Origin of the sequence: Pseudomonas sp. MF6396 (genome assembly GCF_002018915.1) — a bacterium.
Lineage (GTDB): Bacteria > Pseudomonadota > Gammaproteobacteria > Pseudomonadales > Pseudomonadaceae > Aquipseudomonas > Aquipseudomonas palmensis.
The window spans coordinates 80,008-106,236 of record NZ_MVOK01000004.1 but is presented as its reverse complement, the minus strand read 5'-3'; the positions used below and the strand labels follow the sequence as shown (position 1 = coordinate 106,236).

The following is a 26,229-nucleotide window of genomic DNA, read 5'->3' as shown; positions in this document are numbered from 1 at the left end:
TCCCCCGCGATGACGCCAATCGACGCCAAGCGCCCGCTGCAGCTCAATGACCAGGGCCAGCTGCGCCACTTCCTCTCGCTCGACGGTTTGCCCCGCGAACTGCTGACCGAAATTCTCGACACGGCCGACTCGTTTCTCGAAGTCGGCGCGCGTGCGGTCAAGAAAGTCCCGCTGCTGCGCGGCAAGACCGTGTGCAACGTGTTCTTCGAGAACTCCACGCGTACCCGCACCACCTTCGAACTGGCCGCCCAGCGGCTGTCGGCCGACGTGATCACGCTGAACGTGTCGACCTCCTCCACCAGCAAGGGCGAGACCCTGTTCGACACCCTGCGCAACCTTGAAGCCATGGCCGCCGACATGTTCGTGGTGCGCCACGCCGACTCGGGCGCCGCGCACTTCATCGCCGAGCACGTGTGCCCGGAGGTGGCGATCATCAACGGTGGCGACGGGCGCCACGCGCACCCCACCCAGGGCATGCTCGACATGCTGACCATTCGTCGCCACAAGGGCGGCTTCGAGAACCTCTCGGTGGCCATCGTCGGCGACATCCTGCACTCGCGGGTGGCGCGCTCGAACATGCTCGCGCTGAAAACCCTGGGTTGCCCGGACATCCGCGTGATCGGCCCCAAGACCCTGCTGCCGATCGGCATCGAACAGTACGGCGTGAAGGTCTACACCGACCTGGAGCAAGGCCTGAAGGACGTCGACGTGGTGATCATGCTGCGCCTGCAGCGTGAGCGCATGACCGGCGGCCTGCTGCCCAGCGAGGGCGAGTTCTACCGTCTGTTCGGCCTGACCACCGCACGCCTGACCGGGGCCAAGCCCGATGCCATCGTGATGCACCCCGGGCCGATCAACCGTGGCGTGGAAATCGAGTCGGCCGTGGCCGACGGCGCCCACTCGGTGATCCTCAACCAGGTCACCTACGGCATCGCCGTGCGCATGGCGGTGTTGTCCATGGCCATGAGCGGGCAGACCGCGCAACGTCAATTCGAGCAGGAGAACGCCCAGTGAGCCTGAGTATCCTCGGCGCCCGTGTCATCGACCCAACCAGCGGCCTGGACCAGGTCGGCGACCTGCACATCGACGCCGGCAAGATCGTCGCCATCGGCGCTGCCCCGGCCGGCTTCAAGCCCGCCCGTACCCTGGACGCCACCGGCCTGGTGGCCGCGCCCGGCCTGGTCGACCTGAGCGTTGCCCTGCGCGAGCCCGGCTACAGCCGCAAGGGCAGCATCGCCAGCGAAACCCGCGCCGCCGCCGCCGGTGGCGTGACCAGCCTGTGCTGCCCGCCGCAGACCCGGCCGGTGCTCGACACCTCGGCAGTCACCGAGCTGATCCTGGACCGCGCCCGTGAAGCCGGGCACAGCAAGGTGTACCCGATCGGCGCCTTGAGCAAGGGCCTGGAAGGCGAGCAACTGGCCGAGCTGATCGCCCTGCGCGATGCCGGCTGCGTGGCCTTCGGCAACGGCCTGAACAGCTTCACCAACACCCGCACCCTGGCCCGCGCGCTGGACTACGCGGCCACCTTCGACCTGACGGTGATCTTCCATTCCCAGGACCGCGACCTGGCCCAGGGCGGCCTCGCCCACGAGGGCGCGATGGCCAGTTTCCTCGGCCTGCCGGGCATTCCGGAAACCGCCGAGACCGTGGCCCTGGCCCGCGACCTGCTGCTGGTGGAACAGACCGGCGTGCGTGCGCACTTCAGCCAGCTGACCAGCGCCCGTGGCGCCAAGCTGATCGAACAGGCCCAGGCCCGCGGCCTGCCGGTGACGGCGGATGTGGCGCTGTACCAGTTGATCCTCACCGACGAGGCGCTGCGCGACTTCTCCAGCCTGTACCACGTGCAACCGCCGCTGCGCACCCGCGCCGACCGCGACGGCCTGCGTGATGCGGTCAAGCGGGGCGTGATCCAGGCGATTTCCAGCCATCACCAGCCGCATGAGCGCGACGCCAAGCTGGCGCCGTTCGGTGCCACCGAACCGGGCATCAGCAGCGTCGAGTTGCTGCTGCCGCTGGCGATGACACTGGTCGAGGACGGCCTGCTCGACCTGGCAACCTTGTTGCAGCGTTTGTCTGCAGGCCCTGCGGTGGCCCTGCGCCTGCCGGCCGGGCAGTTGCAGGTGGGTGCGGCGGCAGACCTGGTGCTGTTCGACCCGCAGGCCTCGACCGTGGCTGGCGAACAATGGCGCTCCAAGGGCGAAAACTGCCCGTTCATCGGGCACTGCCTGCCGGGTGCGGTGCGTTACACCCTGGTTGACGGGCACATCAGCCACGAAGCCTGAGTCAAACCCTTCGCCGGCAAGGCCGGCTCCTACCGATAGGAGCCGGCTTGCCGGCGAAGGGGCCGCAAAGGTTGAAATCTTTCCCCCCACCCCCATATGAGTCTGCATCAGGCATTTTCGCCTCGCTGCGTGGAGACTCTCCCTTGACCACCATCGTTTCAGTTCGTCGCCACGGCAAAGTCGTCATGGGCGGCGACGGCCAGGTTTCCCTCGGCAATACCGTGATGAAAGGCAACGCCAAGAAGGTTCGTCGCCTGTACCACGGCCCGGTCATCGCCGGCTTCCCCGGTGCCACCGCCGACGCCTTCACCCTGTTCGAGCGCTTCGAAGGCCAGCTCGAAAAACACCAGGGCCACCTCATTCGCGCCGCCGTCGAGCTGGCCAAGGAATGGCGTACCGACCGCTCGCTGAGCCGTCTGGAAGCCATGCTGGCCGTGGCCAACAAGGACGCCTCCTTGATCATCACCGGCAACGGTGACGTCGTCGAACCCGAAGACGGCCTGATCGCCATGGGTTCCGGCGGCGCCTACGCCCAGGCCGCCGCACGCGCCCTGCTGCAGAAAACCGACCTGTCGGCTCGCGAAATCGCCGAGACCGCACTGAACATCGCCGGCGACATCTGCGTGTTCACCAACCACAACCTGACCATCGAGGAGCAGGACCTGGCCGAGTAATTCAGCTGTTCTGGCGCCCGACCCCGACGGTCGGGCTTTTCCACGCTGAACACTTGCCCACAGGACCATCGACCATTATGTCCATGACCCCCCGCGAAATCGTCCACGAACTCAACCGCCACATCATCGGCCAGGACGATGCCAAGCGCGCCGTCGCCATCGCCCTGCGCAACCGCTGGCGCCGCATGCAGCTGCCCGAAGAGCTGCGCGTGGAAGTCACCCCCAAGAACATCCTGATGATCGGCCCCACCGGCGTGGGCAAGACCGAAATCGCCCGTCGCCTGGCCAAGCTGGCCAACGCGCCGTTCATCAAGGTCGAAGCCACCAAGTTCACTGAAGTGGGCTATGTGGGCCGTGACGTCGAGTCGATCATCCGCGACCTGGCCGACGCCGCGATCAAGCTGCTGCGCGAGCAGGAGATCGTGCGCGTGCGCCACCGTGCCGAAGACGCCGCCGAAGAGCGCATCCTCGATGCACTGCTGCCTCCGGCCCGCACCGGCTTCAACGAAGACCCGGTCAACAGCAGCGATTCCAACACCCGCCAGCTTTTCCGCAAGCGCCTGCGTGAAGGCCAGCTGGACGACAAGGAAATCGAGATCGAGGTGGCCGAAGCGGTCGGCGTCGACATTTCCGCGCCGCCGGGCATGGAAGAGATGACCAACCAGCTGCAGAACCTGTTCGCCAACATGGGCAAGGGCAAGAAGAAGAGCCGCAAGCTCAAGGTCAAGGAAGCGCTCAAGCTGGTGCGCGACGAGGAAGCCGGGCGCCTGGTCAACGAGGAAGAACTCAAGGCCAAGGCCCTCGAGGCGGTCGAGCAGCACGGTATCGTGTTCATCGACGAGATCGACAAGGTAGCCAAGCGCGGCAACGTCGGTGGCGCCGATGTGTCCCGTGAAGGCGTGCAGCGCGACCTGCTGCCGCTGATCGAAGGTTGCACGGTCAATACCAAGCTGGGCATGGTCAAGACCGACCACATCCTGTTCATCGCCTCCGGTGCGTTCCACCTGAGCAAGCCGAGCGACCTGGTGCCCGAGCTGCAGGGTCGTCTGCCGATCCGTGTCGAACTCAAGGCCCTGAGCCCGGAAGACTTCGAGCGCATCCTCAGCGAACCGCATGCCTCGCTCACCGAGCAGTACCGCGAGCTGCTCAAGACCGAGGGGCTGAACATCGAGTTCGCTGCCGACGGCATCAAGCGCCTGGCCGAGATCGCCTGGCAGGTCAACGAGAAGACCGAGAACATCGGTGCCCGTCGCCTGCACACCCTGCTCGAGCGCCTGCTCGAAGAGGTGTCGTTCAGCGCCGGCGACCTGGCCAGCGCCCACAGCGAAGCGCCGATCCGCATCGACGCCGAGTACGTCAACAGCCACCTGGGCGAATTGGCACAGAACGAAGATCTGTCGCGCTACATTCTGTAGCTCAGCGGCAAGCGCCAAGCGGCGAGCTGCAGGCCGGAGGTGCTGGACGCCTTCTCCTGCAGCTTGTAGCTTGCAGCTTGAAGCCCAAGAGCCTTATAGCCATGCCCCGTCTGCCTAACGCCATCAATCTGCACAAAGCCTCCAAGACCCTGAGCCTGACCTACGGGCCCGACGAGGTGTATCACCTGCCCGCCGAATTTCTGCGCGTGCACTCCCCTTCCGCCGAGGTCCAGGGCCACGGCAATCCGATCTTACAATTTGGCAAGCTCGGCGTCGGCCTGAGCCAGCTCGAGCCCGCCGGGCAGTACGCGCTCAAGCTCACCTTCGACGACGGCCACGACAGCGGCCTGTTCACCTGGGAATACCTCGAACAGCTATGCCTGCGCCAGGACCAGCTGTGGGCCGAGTACCTCGACGAACTGGCCAAGGCCGGCAAATCCCGCGACCCTTCCGAGTCGATCGTCAAGCTGATGCTCTAGCCCGGCACTCCGACGTTTTAGAGCGCATTTTCTAATTCTATTTGCTTGAATGCCCGTGCGCCGGCCAGCGATTGGCCGGCTTGCGCATTCCATGAAAGTCGGGTAACCAATGGATATGGCAAGTACCCTGCATGGGCGGGTTGATGCAGGGTCTGGCCGGTATGCCGAGGTCGCGAGCGAAAGCAGGTTGTCTTCACACGCATAAACCCGCAGGGCTCATCACCGTCGCGCATCCGGTCGCAGGACCGCAGTTCGTTATCACTGGTCACCCGAGCAGTAGTACCAGGCATTCGTCTGTGCAACGCCCACAGCCCAGCCGGTACTCGTCTCAGGACAACGGAGCGTCGTAGATGAGTAACAAGAACAACGATGACCTGCAGCGCCAAGCCTCTGAAAACACCCTGGGCCTGAGCCCCATCATTGGCCTGCGCCGAAAGGATTTGCTGTCTTCGGCCCGGATGGTGCTGCGTCAGGCCATCAAGCAACCGCTGCACAGTGCCAAGCACGTCGCGCATTTCGGCCTGCAGCTCAAGGACGTGATCTTCGGCAAGTCCGGCCTGCAGCCGGAGGGCGACGACCGCCGCTTCAGCGACCCGGCCTGGAGCCAGAACCCGCTGTACCGCCGCTACCTGCAGACCTACCTGGCCTGGCGCAAGGAACTGCACGACTGGATCGGCAACAGCAACCTGTCGGAGCAGGACATCAGCCGCGCGCACTTCGTCATCAACCTGATGACCGAGGCCATGGCCCCCACCAACAGCGCGGCCAACCCGGCAGCGGTCAAGCGCTTCTTCGAAACCGGTGGCAAGAGCCTGCTCGACGGCCTGTCGCACCTGGCCAAGGACATGGTGCACAACGGCGGCATGCCCAGCCAGGTCAACATGGACGCCTTCGAGGTGGGCAAGAACCTGGCCACCACCGAGGGCGCCGTGGTGTTTCGCAACGACGTGCTGGAGCTGATCCAGTACCGCCCGATCACCGAGCAGGTGCACGAAAAGCCGCTGCTGGTGGTACCGCCGCAGATCAACAAGTTCTACGTCTTCGACCTCAGCCCGGAAAAGAGCCTGGCGCGCTTCTGCCTGCGCTCCACGGTGCAGACCTTCATCGTGAGCTGGCGCAACCCCAACAAGTCCCAGCGCGAGTGGGGCCTGTCGACCTACATCGATGCGCTCAAGGAGGCCGTCGACGTGGTGCTGGCTATCACCGGCAGCAAGGACCTGAACATGCTCGGTGCCTGCTCCGGCGGCATCACCTGCACCGCGCTGGTGGGCCACTACGCGGCACTGGGCGAGAAGAAGGTCAATGCCCTGACCCTGCTGGTGAGCGTGCTCGACACCACCCTCGACACCCAGGTGGCGCTGTTCGTCGACGAGCAGACCCTGGAGTCGGCCAAGCGCCATTCCTACCAGGCCGGTGTGCTCGAAGGGCGCGACATGGCCAAGGTGTTCGCCTGGATGCGCCCCAACGACCTGATCTGGAACTACTGGGTCAACAACTACCTGCTCGGCAACGAGCCGCCGGTGTTCGACATCCTGTTCTGGAACAACGACACCACGCGCCTGCCCGCCGCCTTCCACGGCGACCTGATCGAAATGTTCAAGAACAACCCGCTGGTGCGTCCCGGTGCACTGGAAGTGTGCGGCACGCCGATCGACCTGAGCCAGGTCACCACCGACATCTTCAGCGTGGCCGGCACCAACGATCACATCACCCCATGGAAGTCCTGCTACAAGTCGGCGCAGCTGTTCGGCGGCAAGGTCGAGTTCCTGCTGTCCAACAGCGGGCATATCCAGAGCATCCTCAACCCGCCGGGCAACCCCAAGTCGCGCTACATGACCAGCAGCGAGATGCCGGCCCAGGCCGACGACTGGCAGGAGAACTCCACCAAGCACACCGATTCCTGGTGGCTGTACTGGCAGGCGTGGCTGGCCGAGCGCTCCGTCGCACTCAAGCCGGCACCCGCCAAGCTGGGCAACAAGGCCTACCCGAGCGCCGAAGCGTCGCCCGGCACCTACGTCCACGAACGCTGAAAACACCCGGCGCCGCCGCAGGCAAGGCGGCGCTGCTACTCACGACAGGGCTCGCGCATGCCGCAACCGTATCTCTTCAGAACCGTCGAGCTCGATGGCCAGTCCATCCGCACGGCCGTTCGCCCCGGCAAGCCGCACCTCACGCCGCTGCTGATCTTCAACGGTATCGGCGCCAACCTGGAGCTGGTGTTCCCGTTCATCGATGCGCTGGACCCGGACCTTGAAGTGATCGCCTTCGACGTGCCCGGCGTGGGCGGTTCGTCGACACCGCGCCGGCCCTACCGCTTTCCCGGGCTGGCCAAGCTGACGGCGCGCATGCTCGACTACCTCGACTACGGGCAGGTCAATGCCATCGGCGTGTCGTGGGGCGGAGCGCTGGCCCAGCAGTTCGCCCACGATTACCCCGAGCGCTGCAAGAAGCTGGTGCTGGCGGCCACCGCCGCCGGTGCGGTGATGGTGCCGGGCAAGCCACGGGTGCTGTGGCTGATGGCCAGCCCCAGGCGCTACATACAGCCGTCCCACGTGATCCGCATCGCCCCGGAAATCTACGGCGGGGCCTTTCGCCGCGACCCGAACCTGGCCGCGTCGCATGCGGCCAAGGTGCGTTCCTCGGGCAAGCTGGGCTATTACTGGCAGCTGTTCGCCGGCATGGGCTGGACCAGCATTCACTGGCTGCACAAGATCCAGCAGCCGACCCTGGTGCTGGCCGGCGACGACGACCCGCTGATCCCGCTGATCAATATGCGCCTGCTGGCCTGGCGAATTCCCAATGCCCAGCTACACATAATCGACGACGGTCACTTGTTCCTGATCACCCGGGCCGAAGCCGTTGCCCCGATCATCATGAAATTCCTGCAGCAGGAGCGCCAACGCGCCGTCATGCATCCACGGCCCGCCCCGAGCGCTTGAGCACCTCTATCGCTTGCACCCCCGGCAGGAGCGCCGGGGCATGTCAGCGCCAGTTCGGGTTGGTGTCGCTCTTGCATTGAAACATTGGTTGATGGCCTGACGACGGAGTGTTGCCTGGATGAAAGACAAGCCCGCGAAGCCCGGGGTACCGACCCCCGCTGCCTATCTCAACGTGCGCAGCGCCATCAGTGGCCTGCGCGGTCGCGACCTGCTGTCGACGGTGCACCAGCTGGGGCGCCACGGCCTGCGTCACCCGCTGCACACGGCGCGCCACCTGCTGGCGCTGGGTGGCCAGCTGGGGCGCGTGATGCTGGGCGATACCCCCTACCAGCCCTCGCCACGCGACACCCGCTTCAACGACCCGGCCTGGCAGCTCAACCCGCTGTACCGACGCGGCCTGCAGGCCTACCTGGCCTGGCAGCAGCAGACCTGCCAGTGGATCGACGAGAGCCAGCTGGACGACGATGACCGCGCCCGCGCGCACTTCGTGTTCTCGCTGCTCAACGATGCAATGTCGCCCAGCAACACCCTGCTCAACCCGGCGGCGGTCAAGGAGCTGCTGAACTCCGGCGGGCTGAGCCTGGTGCGCGGCTTGAACCACCTGCTCGACGACCTGCGCCACAACGACGGCCTGCCACGCCAGGTCAACCCGGACGCCTTCGAGGTGGGCAGGAACCTGGCCAGCACCGCCGGCGCGGTGGTGTTTCGCAACGAGCTGCTGGAGCTGATCCAGTACCGCCCGATGAGCGAAAAACAGTACGCCCGGCCCCTGCTGGTGGTGCCGCCGCAGATCAACAAGTTCTACATCTTCGACCTCAGCCCGACCAACAGCTTTGTGCAGTATGCCCTCAAGAACGGCCTGCAGACCTTCATGATCAGCTGGCGCAACCCCGACGCCCGGCATCGCGAATGGGGCCTGTCGAGCTACGTGGCGGCGGTCGAGGAAGCCATGAACGTGTGCCGCTCGATCACCGGCAGCCGCGACGTCAACCTGCTTGGCGCCTGTGCCGGCGGGTTGACCATCGCGGCCCTGCAGGGCCACCTGCAGGCCAAGCGCCAGATGCGCCGGGTGCACAGCGCCACTTACCTGGTCAGCCTGCTCGACAGCCAGTTCGACAGCCCCGCCAGCCTGTTCGCCGACGAGCAGACCCTGGAGGCGGCCAAGCGCCGCTCCTACCAGCAGGGCGTGCTGGAGGGCCGCGAGATGGCACGGGTGTTCGCCTGGATGCGCCCCAACGACCTGATCTGGAACTACTTCGTCAACAACTACCTGCTGGGCAAGGCGCCCCCGGCATTCGACATCCTGTACTGGAACAACGACAACAGCCGCCTGCCGGCCGCGCTGCACGGCGATCTGCTGGACTTCTTCAAATTCAACCCGCTGACGCACGCCGACGGCCTCGAGGTGTGCGGCACGCCGATCGACCTGCACAAGGTCACGGTGGACAGCTTCCACGTGGCCGGCAGCAACGACCACATCACCCCGTGGGACGCGGTGTACCGCTCGGCCCTGCTGCTGGGCGGCGAACGGCGCTTCGTGCTGGCCAACAGCGGGCATGTGCAGAGCATCCTCAACCCGCCGGGCCACCCCAAGGCGCATTTTGTCGAGAACCCCAGGCTGAGCAGCGACCCGCGGGCCTGGTACCACGATGCGCAGAAGGTCGAGGGCAGCTGGTGGCCGCAGTGGCTCGACTGGATACAGGCGCGCTCCGGTGCGCAGCGCGAAACCCGCCTGTCGCTGGGCAGCGCCAATTACCCTCCCATGGACCCCGCACCCGGCACCTACGTGCTGGTGCGCTGAGCAAGAAGAACGGATGAAGACCCGCGACCGTATCCTGGAGTGCGCCCTGCACCTGTTCAATCGTCAGGGCGAGCCGAATGTCTCGACGCTGGAAATCGCCAACGAGATGGGCATCAGCCCGGGCAACCTGTACTACCACTTCCACGGCAAGGAGCCGCTGGTGCTGGGCCTGTTCGAGCGTTTCGAGGAGGAGCTGACGCCCCTGCTCGACCCGCCCCTGGAGGTGCGCCTGGATGCCGAGGACTACTGGCTGTTCCTGCACCTGATCGTGGAGCGCATGGCGCAGTACCGCTTTCTGTTCCAGGACCTGTCCAACCTTACCGGGCGCCTGCCCAAGCTGGCGCGGGGCATGCGCACCCTGCTCAATGCGCTCAAGCGCACGCTGGCGGCATTGCTGGCGAGCCTCAAGGCGCATGGGCAGGTGACCAGCGATACCCGCGCACTGGGGCAACTGGTGGAGCAGATCAGCATGACCTTGCTGTTCTCGCTGGACTACCAGCGGATTCTGGCGCGCGAGGGCGAGGTCGGGATCGTGGTGTACCAGGTGATGATGCTGGTGGCGCCGCACCTGGAGGTGGAGTCACGCCTGGCGGCAGAGCAGTTGGCCTTGAGGTACCTGGAAGGCTGAAGAGCTTCGCCGGCAAGGCCGGCTCCTACAGACGGCGCGCTACCTGTAGGAGCCGGCCTTGCCGGCGATGAGGCCAGCACAGGCACTGCACATAAAAACGCCCGGCACACAGGCCGGGCGTTTTCTGTACAGCTACCTCGAGTCAGGCCTGGCTGGCCGGGCTCGAAGGTGCTGGTGCTGCCGACGCGGCTGGCGCCGCAGTGGCCGCCGGGCTTGGCGCCGGTGCCGCACTGGCACTTGGCGCTGCCGGTTTGGCCGCTGCGGGCTTGGCTGCAGCAGGCTTGGCCGGGGCTTTCTTCACCGCTGGCTTTTTCGCTGCTGCCGGCTTGGCGGCAGGTTTTGCGGCAGGTTTGGCCGCCGCTTTCGCTGCAGGCTTGGCGGCTGCGGTTTTCGCCGCGGCCGGCTTGGCTGCTGGCTTGGCCGCTGCCGGTTTGGCCGCCGCAGTTTTGGCCGCAGGCTTGGCCGCCGCTTTCGGTGCTGCCTTGGCCAGTGGCTTGGCCGGCGCCTTGGCCGAGACCGACTTGACCGAGGCACCGGTCAGTTTCTCGATCTGCTTGGTCAGGGTGTCGACCTGCTGGTGCAGTGCCTTGACCTCATTGCGGCTGGGCACGCCCAGGCGCGAGATGGCACTGTTCAGGCGCTTGTCGAAAGCCTCTTCGAGTTCGCTCCACTTGCCCAGTGCGCGGTCTTTCACGTCGCCTACGCGCGAGGTCGCAGACTTGGCACTGGCCTTGGCCGAGTTGACGCTGCCCTTGGCCTGCTTTTCAGCTTTCTCACCGTCCTTGACCAGGGTTTCGAAAAGCTTGCTGCCGTCCTGATCGATCTTGGAGTAGATACCCAAACCAGCCAGCCAGATCTTGCGGGAATACTTTTCGATCCCCCCGACCCAGGAGCTGCTCTCTTTCTCAGTTGTCTTTTTGCCAGCCATCCCGCTCTCCTTATTGTTTGCGTGCGACACGATCGAGCAACAGCGTCAGCTCTTCGAGCTTGGCAGAAAGTGCCTCCACGTCATGTTTAGACGGAATGCCGATGCGATTCAAGGCGCTGGCGACCCGTGTGTCGAAAGCCTTTTCGATTTTATCCAGCTGAACTTCGACCTTGCCCTTCACGCTGCCCAGTTCCTGCCTGGCGGACTGGATCTCGCTGTTGGCGGCATCGAGTTCGTGGTCGAGGCGTTTCTTGCCTTTTTTCTCCACGGTTTCGCCGGCCTTGACCAGCTCCTTCAGGTACTCGGCACCCTCCTGCCCGACCCGGGTGTAGGCCCCCAGGCCTGCCAGCCAGATCTTGCGCGCGTAGCCGCGCACCTCGCCCAGGGCCTTGCCCGGGGCGTCGTCGATTTTCTTCAGGGTCACTTTGGCCATGCTCTGCACCTCACGCTTGAACGGAAATGGAGTTACGCCCGTGAAAGTTGGGCTTGGGCACAAAGGTAGGGGGAAAAATTAGAATCCTCACCCTAAGGGCAGGATTTGCTGTGCAGCGAAGGCCCCTGTCGCGGATCAAGCCCGCGCCCACAGGGCCTGCAGTGAACCTGCGGGGCCGCTTGACCCTCTACAGCGGTTTCAGGCCAGGGCCTTGTCCAGGGCCCGCTCGATCTCGGCCTTGATCGTGCCGCCCATCATCGACAGCATCATCCCCAGCTTCAACTCCACCCGGATGCTGTCGTCGCCGATATCGATGCTGCCATTGGCACCGCTGCGCCTGACCTCTACCCGGTCACCGTTCCACTGCGCCTTGAGGTCGTACTCGCGGGTCAGCTTGTCCACCAGGGCTTCGGCCTTTTCCCGGGCCGCTGCGCGCCCCAGGCTGTGTTTGCGTTCGACGCTGATCTGGGTCATTCAATCAATCCTGGCTAGAAGGGCATACTCCCATTATGCCCCTGCCTCCGCCTGCGACACACCCCGCCAAGACAAATGCAGCCGCACGCCCTAGAATGGCCAGTAATTTTTTCCGGTGAAGCGATATGAACGACCAGCGCAAAGGCGAACACGCCGAACCCACCACCCACTTCGGCTACAAGGATGTCCCCGAAAGCCAGAAGGCCGAGAAAGTCGCCGAAGTCTTTCACTCGGTGGCCGCCAAGTACGACCTGATGAACGATGTGCTCTCCGGCGGCATGCACCGCCTGTGGAAGCGCTTCACCATCGAGCTGTCGGGCGTGCGCCCTGGCAACCGCGTGCTCGACATCGCCGGCGGCACCGGCGACCTGGCGCGCAAGTTCTCGCAGCTGGTCGGCCCCACCGGCCAGGTGGTACTGGCCGACATCAACGCCTCGATGCTCAAGGTCGGTCGTGACCGCCTGCTCGACAAGGGCGTGGCCGGCAACATCGAGTTCGTCCAGGCCGACGCCGAGAAGCTGCCCTTCCCCGACAACCATTTCGACTGCGTGACCATCGCCTTCGGCCTGCGCAACGTGACCCACAAGGACGACGCGATCCGCTCGATGCTGCGCGTGCTCAAGCCGGGCGGCCGCCTGCTGGTGCTGGAGTTCTCCAAGCCGACCAACAAGCTGATGTCCAAGGTCTACGATGCCTACTCGTTCGCCTTCATGCCGCTGGCCGGCAAGCTGATCACCAACGACGCGGACAGCTACCGCTACCTCGCCGAATCGATCCGCATGCACCCCGACCAGGAAACCCTCAAGGCCATGATGGTCGACGCCGGTTTCGACCGCGTCACCTACCACAACATGACCAGCGGTATCGTGGCCCTGCACCGCGGTATCAAACCCTGATGTTGCTGGCCGGGCTGCTCGCCAGCGTCGAACACGGTCTCAACCGTGTGTTGCGCATGGACAGCACTGCGCTGCCGCGCCTGGCTGCGCTCGAGGGCAAGATCATTGCCATCGACTGCCGCCAGCCGGCGCTGCAGCTGTACATCCTGCCCGGCGATGAAGGCCTGATGCTCGCCAGCCACTGGGAAACCGAGGCCGACTGCACCCTGCGTGCGCCGGCCAGCAGCCTGCTGCAACTGGCCCTGAGCCAGGACAAGCCGGCGGTGCTGCACAGCCCGCAGGTGGAACTCGAAGGCGACAGCGCGGTGCTGCTCGACCTGGTCGGCGTGCTGCAGGACCTGGAGCTGGACTGGGAGTACGAACTCTCGCGCTGGCTCGGCCCGGTCGCCACCCAGCTGATCGGCGACCACCTGCGCAGCCGCGCGCGCTGGACCCGCCAGGGCCTGGCCAGCCTCAACCAGAACCTTGGCCAATACCTGGCCGAAGAGGCCCGCACCCTGGTCGGCCAGCGCGAGGCCGAAGCGCGCTTCGCCGAGCTCGATGCCCTGAAAATCGATGTAGAACGCCTCGAGGCACGCATTGCGCGCCTTGCCCGATCCCTTGAATCCAGCGATAACGCATGAAGCTGCTTGCCGTCCGCCGTCTGTTGCGCATCCAGCGCGTCGTGATCCGCTACCGTCTCGATGACCTGCTGTTCGACCTGCCCCTGCCCTGGTGGCTGATGACCCTGCGCTTCGCCATGCCCTGGCGCTGGCTACCGCGCAAGCCGTCGCCCCTGAGCCGTGGCGCGCGCCTGCGCCTGGCGCTGCAGGACCTGGGCCCGATCTTCATCAAGTTCGGCCAGCTGCTCTCCACCCGCCGCGACCTGCTGCCCGCCGACATCGCCGACGAGCTGATGCTGTTGCAGGACCGCGTGCCGCCCTTCGACCCGCAAAAGGCCGTGGCGCTGATCGAATCGCAGCTCGGCGCCAAGGTGGGCGAGATCTTCAGCCGCTTCGACGTCGAACCGCTGGCCTCGGCCTCGGTGGCCCAGGTGCACGCGGCGCGCCTCAAGAGCGGCGAGGAGGTGGTGGTCAAGGTGGTACGCCCAGGCCTCAAGCCGATCATCGCGCAGGACCTGGCCTGGCTGTTCCTGATCGCCCGCGGCGCCGAGCGGGTGTCGGCCGATGCCCGCCTGCTGCACCCGGTCGAGGTGGTCAACGATTACGAGAAGACCATCTACGACGAGCTCGACCTGCTGCGCGAGGCGGCCAACGCCAGCCAACTGCGACGCAACTTCGAAGGCTCGGAGATGATGTACGTGCCCCAGGTGTACTGGGACCTGTGCCGGCCCAAGGTGCTGGTGATGGAGCGCATCTATGGCGTGCAGGTCACTGACCTTGCCACCCTGGCCGACCAGCGCACCGACATGAAGCTGCTGGCCGAGCGCGGCGTCGAGATCTTCTTCACCCAGGTGTTTCGCGACAGCTTCTTCCACGCCGACATGCACCCGGGCAACATCTTCGTCAGCACCGTCAAGCCGTGGAGCCCGCAGTACATCGCGATCGACTGCGGCATCGTGGGCAGCCTCACCCCCGAGGACCAGGACTACCTGGCACGCAACCTGTTCGCCTTCTTCAAGCGTGACTACCGTCGCGTGGCCCAGTTGCACATCGACTCGGGCTGGGTACCGGCGCAGACCAAGCTCAACGAATTCGAGGCGGCGATCCGCACCGTGTGCGAGCCGATCTTCGAAAAACCGTTAAAGGATATTTCCTTCGGCCAGGTGCTGATGCGCCTGTTCCAGACCGCGCGACGCTTCAACATGGAAGTGCAGCCGCAACTGGTGCTGCTGCAGAAGACCCTGCTCAACATCGAGGGCCTGGGCCGTCAGCTGTACCCTGACCTGGACCTGTGGAGCACCGCCCAGCCGTTTCTGGAGCGCTGGATGCGCGAGCGGGTCAGCCCGAAAAACGTGCTGCAGAACCTGCACAGCCAGGTCGAGCAACTGCCGCACCTGGCCGGCATGACCCGCGACCTGCTCGAACGCATGTCGCAACCGCACCTGAACGACCCGCCGCCACCCTGGCAGCAGCGCGATCGCTGGGCCCTGCGCCTGCTCGGTGCCGGCCTGCTGGCGGGCGGCGCAACCCTCGCCGCAGGCGCCGTGAGCCTCAGCGCCCCGGCAGCCTGGCCGGCCTGGCTGATGCTGGCCGGGGGCCTTTACCTGATCGTGCGCCGATAGCCAGCCTGCTGCGTGGCTGGCACACTAGCAGGTGGCATCGGTGCGGGACCGTGGCCTATTTTGGAGTCGAACATGAAAGACTGGCTGGACGAGATCAACTGGAACAGCGATGGCCTGGTACCGGCGATCGCCCAGGACCACAAGACCGGGCGCGTGCTGATGATGGCCTGGATGAACCGCGAGGCCCTGAGCCTGACTGCCGCCGAGCAGCGCGCCATCTACTGGTCGCGTTCGCGTGGCAAACTGTGGCGCAAGGGCGAAGAGTCCGGCCACGTGCAGAAGCTGCATGAAATGCGCCTGGACTGCGACGCCGACGTGATCATCCTGATGGTCGAGCAACTGGGCCACATCGCCTGCCATACCGGCCGTGAAAGCTGCTTCTACCGCGTGTACGAGAACGGCGCGTGGAAGACCGTCGACCCGGTACTCAAAGACCCGCATGCCATCTACAGCGCAGGACACTGACATGAGCGACACCCTGATCCGCCTGGCCGAAGTGCTCGAATCGCGCAAGGGCGCGGCCCCCGACACCTCGTACGTGGCCAGCCTGTACCACAAGGGCCTGAACAAGATCCTGGAAAAGGTCGGCGAGGAATCGGTCGAGACCATCATCGCCGCCAAGGACGCCGCCGTCAGTGGCGAATGCAGCGATGTCATCTACGAGACCGCCGACCTGTGGTTCCATAGCATGGTCATGCTCGCCGCCCTGGGCCAGCACCCGCAGGCCGTGCTGGACGAACTGGACCGCCGCTTCGGCCTGTCCGGGCACGACGAGAAGGCCGCCCGCCAGCCGTCGGCCTAACGAATTCAATCGAGGATTGCACCATGGGTATTTTTGACTGGAAACACTGGATCGTCCTGCTGGTGGTGGTAGTACTGGTGTTCGGTACCAAGAAACTGAAGAACCTGGGCAGCGACCTGGGCGAATCGATCAAGGGCTTCAAGAAGGCCATGAACGAAGAGGAAGACAAGCCGGAGCAGCCCACCGTACAGCCTGCCCAGCCGACCCCGCCGCCCGCCGCTGCACCGCTGAACCAGCCACAGACCTTCGATGGCCAGGCGCACAAGGTCGAAGAGCCGACCAGGAAAGAGTGAACACATGTTCGGGATCAGCTTCAGTGAGTTGTTGCTTGTCGGCCTGGTGGCCCTGCTGGTGCTCGGCCCCGAGCGCCTGCCGGGCGCTGCACGTACCGCCGGGCTGTGGATCGGCCGACTGAAACGCAGCTTCAACGCGATCAAGAACGAGGTGGAGCGCGAGATCGGTGCCGACGATATCCGGCGCCAGCTGCACAACGAGCACATCCTCTCCATGGAGCAGGAGGCCCGGCGCATCCTCAACCCGCAATCGGTACAGCCCGATCCGGCGCATACCCCCGGCGCGGAGCCAGCCGCCACCGCCACCGAGGCTGCGCCGGCGCCTGCACCAGAACCTGTGACTGCACCGACACCTGCACCTGCACCTGCCGTCGAAGCAGCACCGCCCACCGAACCGACACAGCCGCCGCGAGCCCCATGAGCGAAATCCCGGAAAACGACCAGCCGATGCCGCTGGTCTCGCACCTTACCGAGCTGCGCACGCGCCTGTTGCGCTGCGTCGCGGTCATCTTCGTGATCTTCGCCGGCCTGTTCGCCTTCGCCCAGCAGATCTACACCCTGGTCTCGGCACCGTTGCGCGCCCACCTGCCGGCCAACGCCACGATGATCGCCACCGACGTGGCCTCGCCGTTCCTCACGCCATTCAAGCTGACCATGATCGTCTCGCTGTTCCTGGCGATCCCGGTGATCCTGCACCAGATCTGGGGGTTCATCGCCCCCGGCCTGTACCGCCATGAAAAACGCATCGCAGTGCCGTTGCTGGTGTCGAGCATCTTCCTGTTCTATGCCGGCATGGCCTTCGCGTACTTCCTGGTATTCCCGCTGATCTTCGGTTTCTTCGCCAGCGCCACGCCCGAAGGCGTGTCGATGATGACCGACATCGCCAGCTACCTCGACTTCGTCATGACCCTGTTCTTCGCCTTCGGCGTGGCCTTCGAGATCCCGGTGGCGGTGATCCTGCTGGTGTGGATCGGCGTGGTCGACGTGAAGTACCTGAAGAAGATCCGCCCCTACGTCATCATCGGCTGCTTCGTGGTCGGCATGGTGCTGACCCCGCCGGACATCTTCTCGCAGACCCTGCTGGCCGTGCCGATGTGGTTGCTGTTCGAAGTCGGCGTGCTGTTCGGCGGGCTCATCCGCAAGCGCAGTGCCCCGGTGCAGGCCGACGAGCCTGACGACCAGCCGCCAGCCACCCAGCCGTGAACCTGCTGCTGCTCGAGGAGGCCGACTTCGTCGCGGCCGACCGTGTGGTGCTGGGCGACCGGCGCTTTACCCACATGCAGGAGATCCACCGCGTGGCGGTGGGCGACACCCTGCGCGTGGGACGCCTGGGGGGGCTGATGGGGCAGGCCGTGGTGCTGCGCCTGGAGGGCCATGAAGCCGAACTGTCGGTCGAGTTCACCCAGCCGCCGCCAGCCAAGCTGCCGCTGACCCTGGTGCTGGCCCTGCCGCGCCCGAAGATGCTGCGCCGAGTGTTCCAGACCGTGGCCACCATGGGCGTGGGCAAGCTCATCCTGGTCAACAGCTACCGGGTCGAGAAGAGCTTCTGGCAAACCCCCTTCCTGGAGCCTGCGGCAATACGCGAGCAACTGGTGCTGGGCCTGGAGCAGGCGCGCGACACCGTGCTGCCCGAGGTGGTGATCGAGAAGCGCTTCAAGCCCTTCGTCGAAGATCGCCTGCCAGCGATTGCCGAGGGTACCCTGGGCCTGGTCGGCCACCCTGGCAACCACCCCCCCTGCCCGCGCGCATTGACCGAGCCGGTGACCCTGGCGATCGGCCCGGAAGGTGGCTGGATCCCGTATGAGGTCGAGCTGCTGGGCAAGGCCGGGCTGAACCCGGTACAGCTGGGCGAGCGCATCCTGCGCGTGGAGACGGCGGTCACCGCCCTGCTGGCGCGGTTGTTCTAGCACCGCGTCCGCTGCTGTGCGTAGGAGCCGGCCTTGCCGGCGACGCCTTTCATACACACCTTCAGTTTTGTGACCCCAGGCCGATGCATTGGCCACAGACCACGCATCCGCCCCCGCCTGACCGCAATGGAGTCACCCCATGTACCGTTGGTTCGCCCACCATCTGGGCAATTTTAGCGTCACGCTCAAACTCGGCATCGGCTTCGGCACCGTGTTGCTGCTGACCCTGCTGATCGCACTCACCGGCTGGCAGGGGCTCAACGGTGTCACCCAGCGCGGCGACACCCTGGGCGAGATTTCCAGGATTCACCAGATCACCCAGGACCTGCGCATCGCCCGCCAGACCTATGAGCACAAACGCGATGCCGCCAGCGCCGACGCGGTAGAAAACGCCCTGGTAGAGCTGGATCGCCAGCTCAAGAACGTGGAACAGCACATACCGCCCAGCGAAAACGGCGACCGCCTGCAACGCCAGAACGAGGCGGTTGCCCAGTACCAGCGCGCCTTCGCCGACCTCAAGCAGGCGGCCCAGGCCCGCGAGGCCAGCCGTGCGACCATGAGCAGCAGCGCGGAAAAGACCGCCGCATCGCTGGATCAGGTAGAGCGCGGGCTGCTGCAAGGCGGCGATACCCAGACCTTCAACAGCGCCGTGCAGGCCAAGGCGCTGATGCTGCAGGCCCGCTTCCACGTGCGTGGCTACATCTTCAGCGGGCAGGCCGAGCTACAGCAGACCGCCCTGCAGGCCATCGACCAGGCCCTGCGCGTCATCCGCAGCCTGCCGGCCAAGGTGCCGGCCGAGCATGCCGATGCCCTGGCCGCCGCCACCCAGGCGCTGGCCACCTACCGCAACGCGGTGGAGCAGTTCAGCCAGTCCCAGGCCGCCAATGACGCGGCCCTGCAGCACATGGCCGAACAGGGCACGCTGCTGATCGACCTGAGCCAGCAGATGAGCCGCAGCCTCACCCAGCTGCGCGACGACGAATCGCAGCACGCCCAGTCGATGCTGGCCCTGGCCACGGCGCTGGCGCTGTTCTTCGGCATCCTCGCCTCGTGGGCCATCACCCGCCAGATCGTCGTGCCCCTGCGCCACACCCTCGGCGCCGTGGACCGCATCGCCAGCGGCGACCTGCGCCACGACCTGCGCGTGGAGCGCAGCGACGAACTCGGCCAGTTGCAGCACAGCATGCAGCGCATGACCGTGAACCTGCGCCAGCTGATCGGCGGTATCGGCGATGGTGTCACCCAGATCGCCAGCGCCGCCGAGCAGCTCTCGGCCGTCACCGAGCAGACCAGCGCCGGGGTCAACAATCAAAAGGTCGAGACCGACCAGGTGGCCACGGCCATGAACGAGATGGCCGCCACCGTGCAGGAAGTGGCGCGCAACGCCGAAGAGGCCTCGGAGGCGGCGCAGATGGCCGACCAGCAGGCCCGCGAAGGCGACCGCGTGGTGGGCGAGGCCATCGACCAGATCGAGCGCCTGGCCGCCGAGGTGGAACACTCCAGCGAAGCCATGGGTCAGCTCAAGGCCGAAAGCGCCAAGATCGGCAGCGTGCTCGACGTGATCAAGTCGGTGGCCCAGCAGACCAACCTGCTGGCCCTCAACGCCGCCATCGAGGCCGCTCGTGCCGGCGAGGCCGGGCGCGGTTTCGCGGTGGTTGCCGATGAAGTGCGCAGCCTGGCCCAGCGCACACAGCAATCGACCGAAGAGATCGAGGAGCTGATCGCCGGCCTGCAGAACGGCACCCAGCAGGTCGCCACGGTGATGGACAACAGCCGCAGCCTGACCGGCAGCAGCGTCGAGCTGACCCGCCGCGCCGGCACCTCGCTGGAAACCATTACCCGCACCGTGTCCTCGATCCAGGCCATGAACCAGCAGATCGCCGCCGCTGCCGAGCAGCAGAGCGCAGTGGCCGAAGAGATCAACCGCAGCGTGATGACGGTGCGCGATGTGTCCGACCAGACCAGCGCCGCCAGCGAAGAGACCGCCGCCTCCAGCGTCGAGCTGGCGCGCCTGGGCACCCACCTGCAGACCCTGGTCGCCCGCTTCAGCCTGTAACCCCCCACCCTGCCGGCAGCGGCGTTGATCGCTGCCGGTGTCCGGCCCCCTGTGGCCGTCGAACAAATAGCGAAAAGTCCTACAGCGTTTGCAGGTCCAGACCTTGGCGCTCCAGCCGATGCGTTCGCATTGGCGCACCCACGGGTGCGTCTGAACCTCGTACCTGGAGAGCCACCATGCTTGTGACGATGAATCGGATGCTGGGCAACCTGAGCATTCAACTGAAACTGGCCCTGGGCTTTGCCCTGGTTCTGTTGCTGACGCTGGGTATCGCCCTGATCGGCTGGACCACCCTGGAAGACCTTGCCGACCGCAGCGACAAGCTCACCGACATCGGGGCGGTGAACAAGGAGATCCAGGATGTGCGCAACCAGCGGCTGGTCTACGAGCGCAACCTTGAGCCTGCCGTCTGCCAGCAGATGGACAAGGAGCTGGACGACGTGGCCGAGCGCCTGGCCTACCTGCAGCGGCGCCTCAACGTGCCCGCCAACCTTGCCCGGGTACAACGCCAGGAAAACACCCTCGACCAGTACCGGCGCACCTTCGCCGAGCTGCAGACCACGGTGCAGGCGCGCCAGCAGGCACGCGACGCCCTGGGCAGCAGCGCCGAACGTGCGGTGGCGCTGCTGGCGCCAGTCGGGCAGGCCCTGCGCGAGCGTGCCGACTTCAGCGCCTACGCCAGCCTGGTGACGGTGGACCAGCAGATCCAGCAGGCCCGCTTTCACCTGCGCGGCTACACCTACAGCGGCCGCGCCGAATTCGAGGCACCGGCACTGGCCGCCATCGACCAGGCGGCCAGCCAGCTTGACGCACTGCCCGACAGGCTACCGAGCACCTATCGCGACACCTTGCGTGCCGCCGCGGGGGCACTGGCCGACTACCGCGCCGCCGTGCTCGACTTCAGCGCGGCGCGCAGCGCCAGCGACTCGGCCCTGCAGCACCTGGCACAGCTGGGCGACAGCCTGCTGGCGGTGAGCGACGAGCTGACCCAGTCGCAGACCGAGCTGGTCGACCAGCAGGCCCTGCAGGCACGCTACAACCTGGGCCTGGCGATCGCCGTTGCGCTGCTGCTGGGCATCGCGGCCGCGTGGGTGATCACCCGCCAGATCACCACGCCCCTGCAGCAGACCCTGCGCCTGGTCGAACGGGTGGCCGGCGGCGACCTGAGCCAGACCCTGGTGGCCGAGCGACGCGACGAGCTGGGCGAGCTGCAGCGTGCGATGCAGCGCATGACCGTGAGCCTGCGCGAGCTGGTCGGTGGCATCGGCGAGGGCGTGACCCAGATCGCCAGCGCCGCCGAGCAGCTCTCGGCCGTGACCGAGCAGACCAGCAGCGGGGTCGGCACGCAGAAGGTCGAAACCGACCAGGTGGCCACTGCCATGCATGAAATGGCCGCTACCGTGCAGGATGTGGCGCGCAATGCCGAGCAGGCCAGCGAGGCCGCCACCCTGGCCGACCAGCAGGCCGGCGAAGGCGATCGGGTGGTCAGCGAGGCCATCGACGAGATCGAGCGCCTGGCGGCGGCGGTCGACCACTCCGGCGAAGCCATGGCCCAGCTCAAGGCCGAAAGCGACAAGATCGGCAGCGTGCTCGACGTGATCAAGTCGGTAGCCCAGCAGACCAACCTGCTGGCGCTCAACGCGGCCATCGAGGCCGCCCGCGCCGGCGAGGCCGGGCGCGGCTTCGCCGTGGTCGCCGACGAGGTACGCGGCCTGGCCCGACGCACCCAGCAATCCACCGAAGAGATCGAAGGCCTGATCGCCGGCCTGCACCGCGGCACCTCCGAGGTCGCCGGGATTCTGGACAACAGCCGCGAGCTGACCCTGAGCAGCGTCGAGCTGACCCGGCGCGCCGGCACCTCGCTGGCCACCATCAGCACCACGGTGTCGTCGATCCAGGCAATGAACCAGCAGATTGCGGCCGCGGCGGAACAGCAAAGTGCAGTGGCCGAGGAAATCAACCGCAGCGTGATCAACGTGCGCGACGTGTCCGACCAGACCAGCGCCGCCAGCGAAGAGACCGCGGCCTCCAGCATCGAGCTGGCACGCCTGGGGGTTCAATTGCAGGCGCTGGTCGGGCGCTTCCAGCTCTAGGTGGAATTTTCCGCCTGCAAGATGGGAATTTTCCTACAGCATTTGCAGGTCCAGCTTGGCCTCCAGTGGCCGATGAGCACAGGTAGCTGCGCCCGACCCTATCCAGGCGCTACATCCCTCATTTCACTGGAGAACCGTCATGTTCGCACCTTTGTACCGGATGCTTGGCAACCTGAGCGTCAGGCTCAAGCTGGCCCTGGGATTTGCCAGCGTCCTGCTGCTGACGCTGGCGACCACCCTGGGCGGCTGGCATGCACTGAACGAATCCATCGACAGCTCGCAGCGCCTCACCCAGATTGCCGCGATCAACGACCTGAGCAAGGACCTGCGTGCCGAGCGCATCACCTACCGGGTGCTGGCGGACGACGAGAGCAAGCGCAGGATCAGCGCGACCCTGACCGAACTGGAGCGCCTGCTGCAGAGCATGCTGGGGCAGTTCGACGATGCGGCCGACCGCCAGGTGATCACGGCCAATCAGCAGGTGGTCGGCCAGTTCGTGCGCGACTTCGACACCTTGCAGCAGGCCGTCGGCACGCGCCATACACACGAAACCGCCCTGCGTGAACAGGAGCAGCGCCTGCTCGACGGTATCGACACGCTGGAGCAGAAGACCCTGCTGGGCGAGCGCCAGGGCAGCGAACGGCAGGCCTCGGAGCAGCGCCTGTTCGCAACGCTTGCACGACACATCGAGACCGCCGGCCAGCAAAGCCGCGCCCCGGCCTATACCTTCAGCCCGCTGAGTGCCTTCGAACAGGTGGGTGCCAGCGCGCTCGGCGCCGCCCAGGCCAGCCTGGCCGATCTGAGGCGCAACCTGCCGCCCAGCGACCTGCAGGCCACTACCGCCGCGCTCGCCAGCTATGTGCAGTTGCTGGACCGCTACCGCCAGGCCGCCATCGCGGTAGAGCAGCTTCAGGGCGGGCTGGAGACCATGGGCAACCAGCTGCGCGATGCCAGTCGCGTACTGACCCGACACCAGATCCAGCTGCGCGACGAAGAAGCCCTCGAGGCACGCAGCATGCTCAGCGTCATCGCCTTGCTGGCGCTGGTACTCGGCAGCCTGGCCGCGTGGCTGATCACGCGCCAGATCACCGAACCGCTCAGACGCACCCTGCAAGCGGCGCAATGCATCGCCAAGGGCGACCTGCGCAGCGACCTGCGGGTATCACGCCAGGATGAGCTGGGGCAGTTGCAGAACAGCATGCAGCAGATGGCCCTGAGCCTGCGCGAGCTGATCGGTGGCATCGGCCAGGGCACCGGCCAGTTGACCGCTGCGGTGGGCGAGCTGTCGAGTGTCGCCGAGCGCACCCAGGTGATGACCGGCAACCAGAAGGACGAGACCGACCAGGTGGCCACCGCGATGAACGAGATGGCCGCCACGGTACTGGAGGTGGCGCGCAACGCCGAGTTCGCCTCGGCGGCAGCCACTGCCGCAGACAGCCAGGCGCGCGAAGGCAACCAGGTGGTCAACGACGCCATCGGGCAGATCGAGCAATTGGCCAGGCAGGTGGAGGAGTCGATCCTGGCCATGCAGCAGCTGGCCCAGGAGAGCGAGCGTATCGGCAGCATCCTGGATGTGATCAAGTCGGTTTCGTCGCAGACCAACCTGCTGGCGCTCAATGCCGCCATCGAGGCTGCGCGGGCGGGCGAAGCCGGGCGTGGTTTTGCGGTGGTGGCCGATGAAGTGCGCGGCCTGGCCCAGCGTACCCAGCAGTCCACCGAGGAGATCGAGGAGCTGATCGGCAACCTGCACAGTGGTACGGCGCAGGTGGTGCACCTGCTCGACAGCAGCCGCGACCTGAGCCGCGACAGCGTCGAACTGAGCCGGCGGGCGGGCGCGGCGCTGGGGCAGATCACCGAGACAGTGTCGAGCATCCAGGGCATGAACCAGCAGATCGCCACGGCCAGCGAAGAGCAGAGCTCGGTGGCCGAGGAGATCAACCGCAATGTGATGACGGTGAGGGATATTGCCGATCAGACGACCACGGCGAGCCAGCAGACTGCGGCGTCGAGCGTGGAGCTGGCGCGACTGGGGGGGCAGTTGCAGACGTTGGTCGGGCGGTTCAGCCTGTAACGGCCTCTTCGCCAGCAAGGCTGGCTCCTGCAGGTGCGGCGAAACCCTGCAGGAGCCAGCCTCGCTGGCGAAGGCCACGCTGCGATTACAGCACCTGGCGCAGGAACGCCTGGGCTCGTGGGTCCTTCGGCGCAGTGAAGAACGCCTCCGGTGGCGAATCTTCCAGCAACTTGCCGTGGTCGAAGAACAGCACGCGGTCCGCCACTTCCCGGGCAAAGCCCATTTCGTGGGTCACACAGACCATGGTCATGCCTTCCAGGGCCAGGGTCTTCATCACGTCCAGCACCTCGCCAACCATCTCCGGGTCCAGCGCCGAGGTCGGCTCGTCGAACAGCATCACCTTCGGCTCCATCGCCAGCGCACGGGCAATCGCCACGCGCTGTTGCTGGCCACCAGACAGGCGCGAGGGAAACTCGTTGGCCTTCTGCGCAATGCCCACCTTCTCCAGCAACGCACGCGCCTTGGCCTCACGCTCGGCCTTGCCACGCTTGCGCACCACCTTCTGCGCCAGGCACAGGTTCTCCAGCACGGTCATGTGCGGGAACAGGTTGAAGTGCTGGAACACCATGCCGACTTCACGCCGGTAGGCATTCACGTCGGTCTTCGGGTCGGCCAGTTGCAGGCCGTCGATGGCCACGGTGCCCTCGTCGAAGGTTTCCAGGCCGTTGAGGCAGCGCAGGAAGGTCGACTTGCCCGAGCCCGACGGGCCCAGCACCACCAGCACTTCGCCCTTGGCCACGTCGGTACTGACGTGATCCACCGCACGCACCACCTGCCCACGGGTGTCGAAGACTTTTACCAGGTCACGGACTTCAATCACTTTGCGCAAGCCTCCGCTCGAGCCGGCTGGCGAAATGCGACAGCGGCAGGTTGATCAGCAGGTACAGCCCGGCGACGCAGAACCAGATCTCGAACGTGGAGAACGAGGTGGTGATCGCCTCGCGGCCACTCTTGGTCAGTTCGGTGATGGCGATCACCGACACCAGCGAGGTGTCCTTGACCAGGCTGATGAACTGCCCGGCCAGCGGCGGCAGCACGCGCTTGAACGCCTGCGGCAATACCACGTGGCGCATCGACTGGCCGGCGCTCAGGCCCAGCGAACGGGCCGCCTCGCCCTGGCCGCGGGCAATCGACTGCACCCCGGCGCGCACGATCTCGGCGACATAGGCGCCGGTGAACAGCGCCAGTGCCGCCACCCCGGCAAACTCGCGGGACAGGTTGAGCACGGTGCCGATGAAGAAGTAGAAGATGAAGATCTGCACCAGCAGCGGCGTGCCGCGCACCAGCTCCACATACACCGTCGACAGGTCGCGCAGGGTCGGGTTGCTGGACAACCGGCACAGGCCGGCGAACAGGCCGATCACCAACCCCAGCACCCCCGCCGCCACCGAGATCCACAAGGTGGTGAACAGGCCCCAGGCCAGCGGCCCGGCGGCCCACTGGTGGGTCACGCCGATCAGGTCGCCCTCGGCCACGTCGTCGCCACGGTCCATCTGCAGGCTGGCCTGCTCGACGTTCAGCACCTGTTCGGCGCCGCTCTCGTCACGCAAGGTGACGCGGGCCATGTCGCCCTTGCGCTCGATCGCCTCGATCACGCCGTTTTCGGCGGCGCGCTGGGCAACTTCGGCCTGATAGGCAAAGTACTGCGGCACGCGGTTCCAGCGCCACTCGTAGGAGATCACCGAGGTTGCGTAATACAGGCTCAGCGCCAGGCCGATCAGGACCAGCGCCGTCAGCCCATGCCAGGGCCACTGGGCTTTCTTGTGTTTGATCACGGGGGTACTTCCGTAAAAGCGAACGCGCAGGGCCAGCCTGCGCGTCGGGTTTCGAACCG

26 protein-coding genes and 2 pseudogenes are annotated in these 26,229 nt (G+C 66.0%); 23 read left to right on the top strand and 5 right to left on the bottom strand.

The window, feature by feature from the left end; all coding sequences use genetic code 11:
- Positions 1 to 9 precede the first annotated feature (9 nt).
- The 9 genes from MF6396_RS05330 (at position 10) to MF6396_RS05290 (ending at position 10,218) form a co-directional block, all read left to right on the top strand.
- On the top strand, positions 10 to 1,014 hold the full coding sequence (locus MF6396_RS05330) for an aspartate carbamoyltransferase catalytic subunit (RefSeq protein WP_078479844.1): 1,005 nt from the start codon (positions 10 to 12) through the stop codon (positions 1,012 to 1,014).
- The gene (locus MF6396_RS05325) at positions 1,011 to 2,282 is read left to right on the top strand and encodes a dihydroorotase (RefSeq protein ID WP_078479843.1); all 1,272 of its coding nucleotides are present in this window, start codon (positions 1,011 to 1,013) and stop codon (positions 2,280 to 2,282) included. Before MF6396_RS05330 ends, MF6396_RS05325 begins: the two co-directional genes overlap by 4 nt.
- Positions 2,283 to 2,425: 143 nt before the next feature.
- Complete coding sequence (gene hslV / locus MF6396_RS05320) at positions 2,426 to 2,956, top strand: ATP-dependent protease subunit HslV (RefSeq protein ID WP_078479842.1); 531 nt, start codon at positions 2,426 to 2,428, stop codon at positions 2,954 to 2,956.
- A gap of 77 nt (positions 2,957 to 3,033) precedes the next feature.
- The gene (hslU, locus tag MF6396_RS05315) at positions 3,034 to 4,371 is read left to right on the top strand and encodes an ATP-dependent protease ATPase subunit HslU (protein ID WP_054915767.1); all 1,338 of its coding nucleotides are present in this window, start codon (positions 3,034 to 3,036) and stop codon (positions 4,369 to 4,371) included.
- Positions 4,372 to 4,472: 101 nt separating this feature from the next.
- A complete protein-coding gene (locus MF6396_RS05310) occupies positions 4,473 to 4,850 on the top strand; it encodes a gamma-butyrobetaine hydroxylase-like domain-containing protein (protein WP_078479841.1) in 378 nt (125 codons plus the stop codon).
- Positions 4,851 to 5,200: 350 nt separating this feature from the next.
- The gene (phaC, locus tag MF6396_RS05305) at positions 5,201 to 6,880 is read left to right on the top strand and encodes a class II poly(R)-hydroxyalkanoic acid synthase (protein ID WP_078479840.1); all 1,680 of its coding nucleotides are present in this window, start codon (positions 5,201 to 5,203) and stop codon (positions 6,878 to 6,880) included.
- 57 nt (positions 6,881 to 6,937) lie between these two features.
- Positions 6,938 to 7,789, top strand: coding sequence for a poly(3-hydroxyalkanoate) depolymerase (phaZ, locus tag MF6396_RS05300; RefSeq protein ID WP_043862152.1), 852 nt, complete (start codon positions 6,938 to 6,940; stop codon positions 7,787 to 7,789).
- 118 nt (positions 7,790 to 7,907) lie between these two features.
- Positions 7,908 to 9,590, top strand: a complete 1,683-nt coding sequence (gene phaC / locus MF6396_RS05295; RefSeq protein WP_078479839.1) for a class II poly(R)-hydroxyalkanoic acid synthase — start codon at positions 7,908 to 7,910, stop codon at positions 9,588 to 9,590.
- A gap of 13 nt (positions 9,591 to 9,603) precedes the next feature.
- Positions 9,604 to 10,218, top strand: coding sequence for a TetR/AcrR family transcriptional regulator (locus MF6396_RS05290; RefSeq protein WP_043862154.1), 615 nt, complete (start codon positions 9,604 to 9,606; stop codon positions 10,216 to 10,218).
- A gap of 142 nt (positions 10,219 to 10,360) precedes the next feature.
- Here MF6396_RS05290 and MF6396_RS05285 read toward each other — a convergent pair whose 3' ends face one another.
- From MF6396_RS05285 to MF6396_RS05275, 3 genes are all read right to left on the bottom strand, one after another.
- Entirely contained in the window at positions 10,361 to 11,146 is a 786-nt protein-coding gene (locus MF6396_RS05285; protein WP_054915768.1) for a phasin family protein, read from the bottom strand.
- Between the two features lie 10 nt (positions 11,147 to 11,156).
- The gene (locus MF6396_RS05280) at positions 11,157 to 11,579 is read right to left on the bottom strand and encodes a phasin family protein (protein WP_043862156.1); all 423 of its coding nucleotides are present in this window, start codon (positions 11,577 to 11,579) and stop codon (positions 11,157 to 11,159) included.
- Between the two features lie 198 nt (positions 11,580 to 11,777).
- Entirely contained in the window at positions 11,778 to 12,053 is a 276-nt protein-coding gene (locus tag MF6396_RS05275) for a polyhydroxyalkanoic acid system family protein (RefSeq protein WP_043862157.1), read from the bottom strand.
- Between the two features lie 125 nt (positions 12,054 to 12,178).
- On the opposite strand from MF6396_RS05275, the gene ubiE reads away from it, so the two are divergent.
- From ubiE to MF6396_RS29405, 14 genes and pseudogenes are all read left to right on the top strand, one after another.
- Positions 12,179 to 12,949, top strand: a complete 771-nt coding sequence (gene ubiE, locus MF6396_RS05270) for a bifunctional demethylmenaquinone methyltransferase/2-methoxy-6-polyprenyl-1,4-benzoquinol methylase UbiE (protein ID WP_043862158.1) — start codon at positions 12,179 to 12,181, stop codon at positions 12,947 to 12,949.
- A complete protein-coding gene (locus MF6396_RS05265) occupies positions 12,949 to 13,572 on the top strand; it encodes a ubiquinone biosynthesis accessory factor UbiJ (RefSeq protein ID WP_078479838.1) in 624 nt (207 codons plus the stop codon). The genes ubiE and MF6396_RS05265 overlap by 1 nt, the downstream gene beginning before the upstream one ends.
- Positions 13,569 to 15,173, top strand: coding sequence for a ubiquinone biosynthesis regulatory protein kinase UbiB (gene ubiB / locus MF6396_RS05260; RefSeq protein ID WP_043862160.1), 1,605 nt, complete (start codon positions 13,569 to 13,571; stop codon positions 15,171 to 15,173). The genes MF6396_RS05265 and ubiB overlap by 4 nt, the downstream gene beginning before the upstream one ends.
- A gap of 72 nt (positions 15,174 to 15,245) precedes the next feature.
- Complete coding sequence (gene hisI / locus MF6396_RS05255) at positions 15,246 to 15,638, top strand: phosphoribosyl-AMP cyclohydrolase (protein ID WP_043862161.1); 393 nt, start codon at positions 15,246 to 15,248, stop codon at positions 15,636 to 15,638.
- A gap of 1 nt (position 15,639) precedes the next feature.
- Entirely contained in the window at positions 15,640 to 15,975 is a 336-nt protein-coding gene (locus tag MF6396_RS05250; protein WP_043862162.1) for a phosphoribosyl-ATP diphosphatase, read from the top strand.
- 23 nt (positions 15,976 to 15,998) lie between these two features.
- Positions 15,999 to 16,268: a twin-arginine translocase TatA/TatE family subunit gene (locus tag MF6396_RS05245; protein WP_043862163.1), complete on the top strand. Its 270-nt coding sequence runs from the start codon at positions 15,999 to 16,001 to the stop codon at positions 16,266 to 16,268.
- Between the two features lie 4 nt (positions 16,269 to 16,272).
- Entirely contained in the window at positions 16,273 to 16,689 is a 417-nt protein-coding gene (gene tatB / locus MF6396_RS05240) for a Sec-independent protein translocase protein TatB (RefSeq protein ID WP_043862164.1), read from the top strand.
- The gene (gene tatC / locus MF6396_RS05235; protein WP_043862165.1) at positions 16,686 to 17,471 is read left to right on the top strand and encodes a twin-arginine translocase subunit TatC; all 786 of its coding nucleotides are present in this window, start codon (positions 16,686 to 16,688) and stop codon (positions 17,469 to 17,471) included. The genes tatB and tatC overlap by 4 nt, the downstream gene beginning before the upstream one ends.
- Positions 17,468 to 18,175: a 16S rRNA (uracil(1498)-N(3))-methyltransferase gene (locus tag MF6396_RS05230; protein WP_043862166.1), complete on the top strand. Its 708-nt coding sequence runs from the start codon at positions 17,468 to 17,470 to the stop codon at positions 18,173 to 18,175. Before tatC ends, MF6396_RS05230 begins: the two co-directional genes overlap by 4 nt.
- Before the next feature lie 139 nt (positions 18,176 to 18,314).
- Positions 18,315 to 19,376, top strand: a pseudogene (locus MF6396_RS29420) (methyl-accepting chemotaxis protein); the annotation flags it as partial.
- Positions 19,359 to 20,231, top strand: coding sequence for a methyl-accepting chemotaxis protein (locus tag MF6396_RS29415; protein ID WP_411269358.1), 873 nt, complete (start codon positions 19,359 to 19,361; stop codon positions 20,229 to 20,231). The pseudogene MF6396_RS29420 and the gene MF6396_RS29415, both read left to right, overlap by 18 nt.
- Positions 20,232 to 20,407: 176 nt before the next feature.
- Positions 20,408 to 22,324, top strand: a complete 1,917-nt coding sequence (locus MF6396_RS05220; protein ID WP_078479836.1) for a methyl-accepting chemotaxis protein — start codon at positions 20,408 to 20,410, stop codon at positions 22,322 to 22,324.
- A 139-nt stretch (positions 22,325 to 22,463) separates the two neighbouring features.
- A pseudogene (locus tag MF6396_RS29410) lies at positions 22,464 to 23,540 on the top strand (methyl-accepting chemotaxis protein); the annotation flags it as partial.
- Positions 23,523 to 24,395, top strand: coding sequence for a methyl-accepting chemotaxis protein (locus tag MF6396_RS29405; protein ID WP_373874881.1), 873 nt, complete (start codon positions 23,523 to 23,525; stop codon positions 24,393 to 24,395). The pseudogene MF6396_RS29410 and the gene MF6396_RS29405, both read left to right, overlap by 18 nt.
- A gap of 85 nt (positions 24,396 to 24,480) precedes the next feature.
- On the opposite strand, the gene MF6396_RS05210 is transcribed toward MF6396_RS29405, so the two are convergent.
- Together MF6396_RS05210 and MF6396_RS05205 are read right to left on the bottom strand one after the other, a co-directional pair.
- Positions 24,481 to 25,215, bottom strand: a complete 735-nt coding sequence (locus MF6396_RS05210) for an amino acid ABC transporter ATP-binding protein (RefSeq protein ID WP_043862229.1) — start codon at positions 25,213 to 25,215, stop codon at positions 24,481 to 24,483.
- A complete protein-coding gene (locus MF6396_RS05205) occupies positions 25,208 to 26,170 on the bottom strand; it encodes an amino acid ABC transporter permease (RefSeq protein ID WP_043862170.1) in 963 nt (320 codons plus the stop codon). Before MF6396_RS05205 ends, MF6396_RS05210 begins: the two co-directional genes overlap by 8 nt.
- Positions 26,171 to 26,229 lie beyond the last annotated feature (59 nt).